Raw genomic sequence first — 5,690 nt, 5'->3', positions numbered from 1 at the left:
CACTCGACGGCGGCAGCGGCTGCGCCTGCTGGATCGGAGCAGCCTGCTGCATCGGCGCCGCCTGCTGGATCGGCGCCGCCTGCTGCATCGGCTGTGGCTGCGGTGGCGGCAGGGTCTGCGCCGGCGGGGCGGTGTTGAAGTCGACGGTCGGCGCGTTCGAAATCTGCGCTTCGTTCTCGACGCTGAAGTTCGGTCGCGTCTTGTAGCCGAACAGCTTCGCGGTGATGTTGGTCGGGAACTGGCGCAGGTAGGTGTTGTAGTCCTGCACCGTGGCGATATAGCGCTGGCGCTCGACCGTGATTCGGTTTTCCGTGCCTTCCAGCTGCGCCTGCAGCTGCAGGAAGTTCTGGTCGGCCTTGAGCTGCGGATACTGTTCGCTCACCACCAGAAGGCGGCTCAGCGCGCCCTGCAGCTGCGTCTGCGCGGCCTGGAACTGCGCGAGCGAGTTCGGATCGTTCGCATTGACGTTGATGCTGCCGACCTTGGCCCGGGCCTCGGTCACCTCGACGAACACGCGCTCCTCGTGCGTCGCGTAGCCCTTCACGGTGGCGACGAGGTTCGGCACCAGGTCGGCGCGGCGCTTGTAGACGTTCAGCACCTGTGACCAGGCGGCGTTCACCGCCTCGTCCTTCTGCTGGATGGTGTTGTAGCCGCAGCCGCTGAGCAGCGTGGCGAGCGTCAGCAGGAGCAGGACGTTGAACAGCTTGCGCATCGTGGGCCTCGGTCGTCTGATCGGTGGTGCCGTCGGGGCGTAACCCTAACGGCAGCGGCTATAAATACGCCGTGACGGCCGCGGACGCTAGGGCTCGAGCTGGCGACGCGCCGCGCGCCGACGTGCGGCCGTGTTGAGCAGCTCGACCGTTGCCGAGAACGCCATCGCGCCGTAGATGTAGCCCTTCGACACGTGCACGTCGAACCCTTCGACGACGAGGAAGACGCCCACCAGCACGATGAAGGCGAGCGCGAGCATCTTGATCGTCGGGTTCTCGTCGATGAATCGGCCGAGCGGTTTCGAGGCCAGCAGCATCACCGCCACCGCGAGCAGGATCGCGCCGACCATCACCACTTTCTGGTTCGCCATGCCGACGGCGGCGATCACGGAGTCGAGCGAGAACACGATGTCGATGATCGCGATCTGCGCGATCACCATGCCGAAGGACGCGACGGGCCGGGTGTGCATGTCCTCTTCCTCGGCCTCGCCGACGATGAGGTCGCGGATCTCGCCGCTGCCCTTCACCACCAGGAACAGGCCGCCGACGATCAGCACCAGGTCGCGCACCGACACGTCGTGGCCGAGCAGCGAGAACAGGGGGTCGGTCAGCCCGGCCAGCCACGCGAGCGTGAGCAGGAGCGCGATGCGGGTGACGCAGGCGACCGCGATACCAAAGCGCCGCGCACGGTCGCGCGCCGCCGCGGGCAGCTTGCTCACCGCGATCGAGATGAAGACAAGGTTGTCGATGCCCAGCACGATCTCGATCGCGCTGAGCGTGACCAGCGTGATCCAGGTCTGCGGGTCGAGCAGCATGTCCATCAGCGGGGGTCCGTTCGCATCGGGCCGCGCAGTTTACGCGGCGGCCGCGGACAGCCGGGGCAGCAGGATCGCGCCCCACGTCACCAGCACATTGATCATCATGACGAACACCGCCGCCGACCCCATGTCCTTCGCGCGACCCGCCAGCTCATGGAATTCGGCGCCGTAGCGCTCGATCACGGCCTCGATCGCAGAGTTCAGCAGTTCGACCGCCAGCACGCCGAGCATCGCGCCGATCAGCAGCGCGCGCTCGACGCCGCCATGGCCGAGCCAGCACGCGAGCGGTGCGAGCACCGCGAACAGCCAGACTTCGAGCCGGAACGAGGACTCGTACTTCCAGGCCGCGGCCAGGCCCTGCATCGACCACTGGGCGGCCTTGAGCACACGGGCCGGCGTACGGGGCAGGTGTCCGACGGTGTCGGGCATGGGAATTCCAGGTTCGGTGTCGAGGGCCGCGTCGCGGAGGCCTGCCGCGCAGACGAGGCAACCGGGGGCGAGGCGGTGGCCGATTCTCGCATGGCGGTTCGGGGTATCTCCGCGGCGGTCGACCGGGACCCCGGCCGCCATCTCGCGCAGGTGCGTGTCGAACCGCGAGCGGACCCAACCGCAGCCCGCGGCGACTCCGTCAATCCTCGTGGATGGCGACGCCGCTGCTGCCGTCGGGCCGGATCCACGCCCGGAACATGCTGCCGCTGTTGAACGGCATCGCGATGTTGCCATCGCGGTCGAGCGCGATCGCGCCGCCGTCGCCCCCCATCGCCGGGATGATCCTGTTGATCACCTCGTCGGCCGCCGCCTGCAGGCTGTCGCCCCGGTATTCGACGCGTGCGCAGATGTCGCGCGCGGCGTTGGTGCGGATGTAGTACTCGCCCCAGCCGGTACCCGATACGCCGCAGCGGTCGTCGGCCCACGTGCCCGCCCCGATGATCGGCGAGTCGCCGACGCGGCCCCAGCGCTTGTTGGTCATGCCCCCGGTGCTGGTGCCCGCGGCGATGTGGCCCGCCTTGTCCAGTGCGACGGCCCCGACCGTGCCGAGGTATCGCCGCACGTTGCCGTCGTCGCCCTCGATCACCGCCGCCTTCTGCTCAGCCTCCTTGCGCTGCGCTTCCTCGAGCTGCCTGCGACGCATCGGCGTGTCGAACCACGAATTCGGCACGCGTTCGATGTCTTTCTGCGTATCCGCGAACGCCTCCGCGCCGGGGCCTGCGAGCATCACGTGCGGGCTGTGTTCCATCACCGCACGCGCGAGCTTGATCGGGCTGCGCACGGTGGTGACACCGGCCACCGCGCCTGCACGCAGCGTGTGGCCTTCCATGATCGCCGCGTCGAGTTCGTGGCCGCCCTTCGCGTTGAAGACGGCGCCCTTGCCGGCATTGAATCGCGGCGATTCCTCCAGAACGCGGATCGATGCTTCCACGGCGTCGATGGCCGGCCCGCCGCGCTGCAGCACCGCGTTGCCGGCGTCGAGCGCGAGCCGGAGCGTAGCGCGGTACTCCTTCTCGTCCGCCGCGCTCAGCGACTCCTTGGGCACGAAGCCAGCGCCGCCGTGGATGACGAGCGCGGTGCGCCCGGTGGATGCGGGCAACGCGGCGGGGGTCTGGGCGTTGGCGGTCATGGCGAAGGCGAGCAGGGCGAGCGGTAGGAGGCGCATGTCGGACTCCGGGGGCGGACAGGCCGGAGCATAGCCGCGCGGGGACGGATCGCGATCGTGCGACACCCGGGTTTCGAACGTGCGGCGCAGCATCACGCCCGGCACGGGACCGACGCAATCCAGCGCGATCATGCAACCGAGCCTGCGCGTGCGGCGACGGGGAGCCACGACGTCGCGGAAACGCGCACGGCCACCGCGACCCCGCAGTGCGCGCGAACTGCTCCCTACTGCTGCCGCAATGCCTCGATCGGGTCCAGGCGCGACGCCTTGCGCGCCGGATAGAACCCGAAGAACAGGCCGGTCGCAATCGAAAAGCCGGCGGCCAACAGGATGATCCGGGCGTCCAGCTTCACCGGCAGCGAGCCGAACTTCTGCACCGCGAGCGAGCCTGCGATGCCGATCAGTATTCCGAGCGCACCGCCGATCAGCGATATCAGCATCGCCTCCGCGAGGAACTGCCGCTGGATGTCGCCCGGGCCGGCGCCGACCGCCATGCGAAGGCCGATTTCGCGGATGCGCTCGGTGACCGAGACCAGCATGATGTTCATGATGCCGATGCCGCCGACGATCAACGAGATGCTGGCGACCGCGCCGAGCAGCAGCGACATCAGCCGCGTCGCCTGCGTGCGCGTGGCGACGACTTCCGCGATGTTGCGTACGTTGAAGTCGTCCTCGTCGCCGGGCTGGATCTTGTGCCGCTGTCGCAAGAGCGCTTCGATCTCCCCCTGCGCATAGTCGAGGTCCCGCGCATCGCCAACGCCTACGGCGATCTGCATCACGGCGCCCGCGGGAAGGCCCATCGCGCCCATCAGGCGACGACGCGCGGTCTCGATCGGCACCACCACGATGTCGTCCTGGTCCTGCCCGAACCCGCCCTGCCCTTTGGGCTTGAGCACACCCACCACGGTGAACGGCACGCGCCCCATCCGCACCGTCTGGCCGACCGCTTCCTCCTCGCCGAAGAGTTCGCGACGAACGGTCTCGCCAACGATCACCGATTTGCCGCCGCTGTAGTCCGCCCGTGAAAACGGCTCGCCACTGGCGAGCGTCCAGCCATTGATCGGGAACCAGTCGGCGTCGACGCCCTGCCACTGCGACGACGCGTTGTTCTCGGCGAATACCAGTTGCGTGTTGCCCCGCAACGATGCAGCCACGTACTGCACCTCCGGTATTTCCTGCCGGATCGCATCGGCGTCCTTCTGTGTCAACGTGAACGACGCGCCGGACGACAGGCGCACGCCGCCCATGCCGCGGTTCGCGCCGGAACTCACGTCCAGGCGATTGGAGCCGAGCCCCGACACGAGCTTGTCGATCTCCGCCTGCGTCCCCTGCCCGACCGACACCATGACGATGACGGCGGCGATGCCGATGATCACGCCAAGCGAGGTGAGCGCGCTGCGCATCCAGTTGCCGCGCAGCGAGAACGTCGCGGTGCGGATGGTCTCGGCGAGCTTCACGTCAGGCCCTCCGTCCACGGGCCCGTGGCGGGCGGCGGCCTGATGCCGGGCACGCGCGTTTCGTCGGACTGCGTTTGCAGCTCGCCGTCGCGCATCACGAACACGCGGTCCGCGTGGGCGGCGACTTCGGAGTCATGCGTGATCAGCACGACCGTGTGGCCGTCGTCACGCAGCTGCTTGAACAGCGCGAGGATCTCGTCGCCGGTCTTGGTGTCGAGCGCGCCGGTGGGTTCATCGGCGAGGAGCACCGGCGGCTGGTTGATCAGCGCGCGTGCGATCGCGACGCGCTGCTGCTGCCCACCGGAGAGCTCGCTGGGCTTGTGATGCACGCGCGCGCCGAGGCCGACCGCTTCGAGCGCCGCCTGTGCGCGCCGAAGGCGTTCGATACGCGGCACGTCCGCATACGCGAGCGGCATGGCGACGTTTTCCAGCGCGTCCAGGCGCGTCAGCAGGTTGAAGCCCTGGAACACGAAGCCGATATTGCGCAGGCGCAGTTGCGCGCGCGCCTCGTCATCGAGCGTCGCCACGTCCACGCCGTCGCACAGGTAGCTGCCTTCGGTCGGCGTATCGAGGCAACCGATCAGGTTCATCAGCGTCGACTTGCCCGAGCCCGACGGCCCCATGATGGCGACGAACTCGCCATGTCCGATGCGCATGTCGACGCCGCGCAGCGCCACCACCTCGGCTTCGGTGCCCGCCGAATAGACCTTGCCAAGCCCGCGGGTCTCGATGACCGCGTCGGTCATTGTTGCGCTCGCTCCGCCCCGACGATCACGACGTCGCCCTGCTTCACCGCGCCCGAAACCTCGGTGAAGCTGCCGTCGCTCGCGCCGATGCGCACGGTCGTCAGCTCCGGCTTGCCGTCGACCAGCTTGTACAGCGGCGCGCGCTTGGCGGCGCTCATCTCGGCGATGCCGCGATCCCAGCGTTGCTGCTGGTCGGGCGTGAGCGTGCCGCGGAATTCGGCGAACTGCTGCGCCATGCGCTCGGCCATGCGCTGGCGCATCGCGCCGCTGTCCGCCGATCCGCCCGGTCCGCCGCTGCGGTTGCC

General features: G+C 68.8%; 5 protein-coding genes and 2 pseudogenes. All 7 read right to left on the bottom strand.

Annotated elements, in window-relative coordinates; genetic code table 11:
* Positions 1–94: 94 nt before the first annotated feature.
* A pseudogene (locus FW784_RS12080) lies at positions 95–712 on the bottom strand (LemA family protein); the annotation flags it as partial.
* Between the two features lie 87 nt (positions 713–799).
* Positions 800–1,531: a TerC family protein gene (locus FW784_RS12075; RefSeq protein WP_149353591.1), complete on the bottom strand. Its 732-nt coding sequence runs from the start codon at positions 1,529–1,531 to the stop codon at positions 800–802.
* Positions 1,532–1,564: 33 nt separating this feature from the next.
* The gene (locus FW784_RS12070) at positions 1,565–1,957 is read right to left on the bottom strand and encodes a diacylglycerol kinase (protein WP_149353590.1); all 393 of its coding nucleotides are present in this window, start codon (positions 1,955–1,957) and stop codon (positions 1,565–1,567) included.
* A 199-nt stretch (positions 1,958–2,156) separates the two neighbouring features.
* Positions 2,157–3,146 carry an isoaspartyl peptidase/L-asparaginase family protein gene (locus FW784_RS12065; RefSeq protein WP_235893675.1) on the bottom strand — a complete coding sequence of 330 codons (990 nt, stop codon included), beginning with the start codon at positions 3,144–3,146 and terminating at the stop codon, positions 2,157–2,159.
* 260 nt (positions 3,147–3,406) lie between these two features.
* Entirely contained in the window at positions 3,407–4,639 is a 1,233-nt protein-coding gene (locus FW784_RS12060; RefSeq protein ID WP_235893674.1) for an ABC transporter permease, read from the bottom strand.
* Positions 4,636–5,385, bottom strand: a complete 750-nt coding sequence (locus FW784_RS12055; RefSeq protein ID WP_149353588.1) for an ABC transporter ATP-binding protein — start codon at positions 5,383–5,385, stop codon at positions 4,636–4,638. Before FW784_RS12055 ends, FW784_RS12060 begins: the two co-directional genes overlap by 4 nt.
* Positions 5,382–5,690, bottom strand: a pseudogene (locus tag FW784_RS12050) (efflux RND transporter periplasmic adaptor subunit); the annotation flags it as partial. The gene FW784_RS12055 and the pseudogene FW784_RS12050, both read right to left, overlap by 4 nt.

Origin of the sequence: Cognatilysobacter lacus, from assembly GCF_008274655.1 — a bacterium.
GTDB classification, from domain to species: domain Bacteria; phylum Pseudomonadota; class Gammaproteobacteria; order Xanthomonadales; family Xanthomonadaceae; genus Cognatilysobacter; species Cognatilysobacter lacus.
The sequence above is the reverse complement of the archived record's forward strand: the minus strand, read 5'-3'. Positions and strand labels throughout refer to the sequence as shown.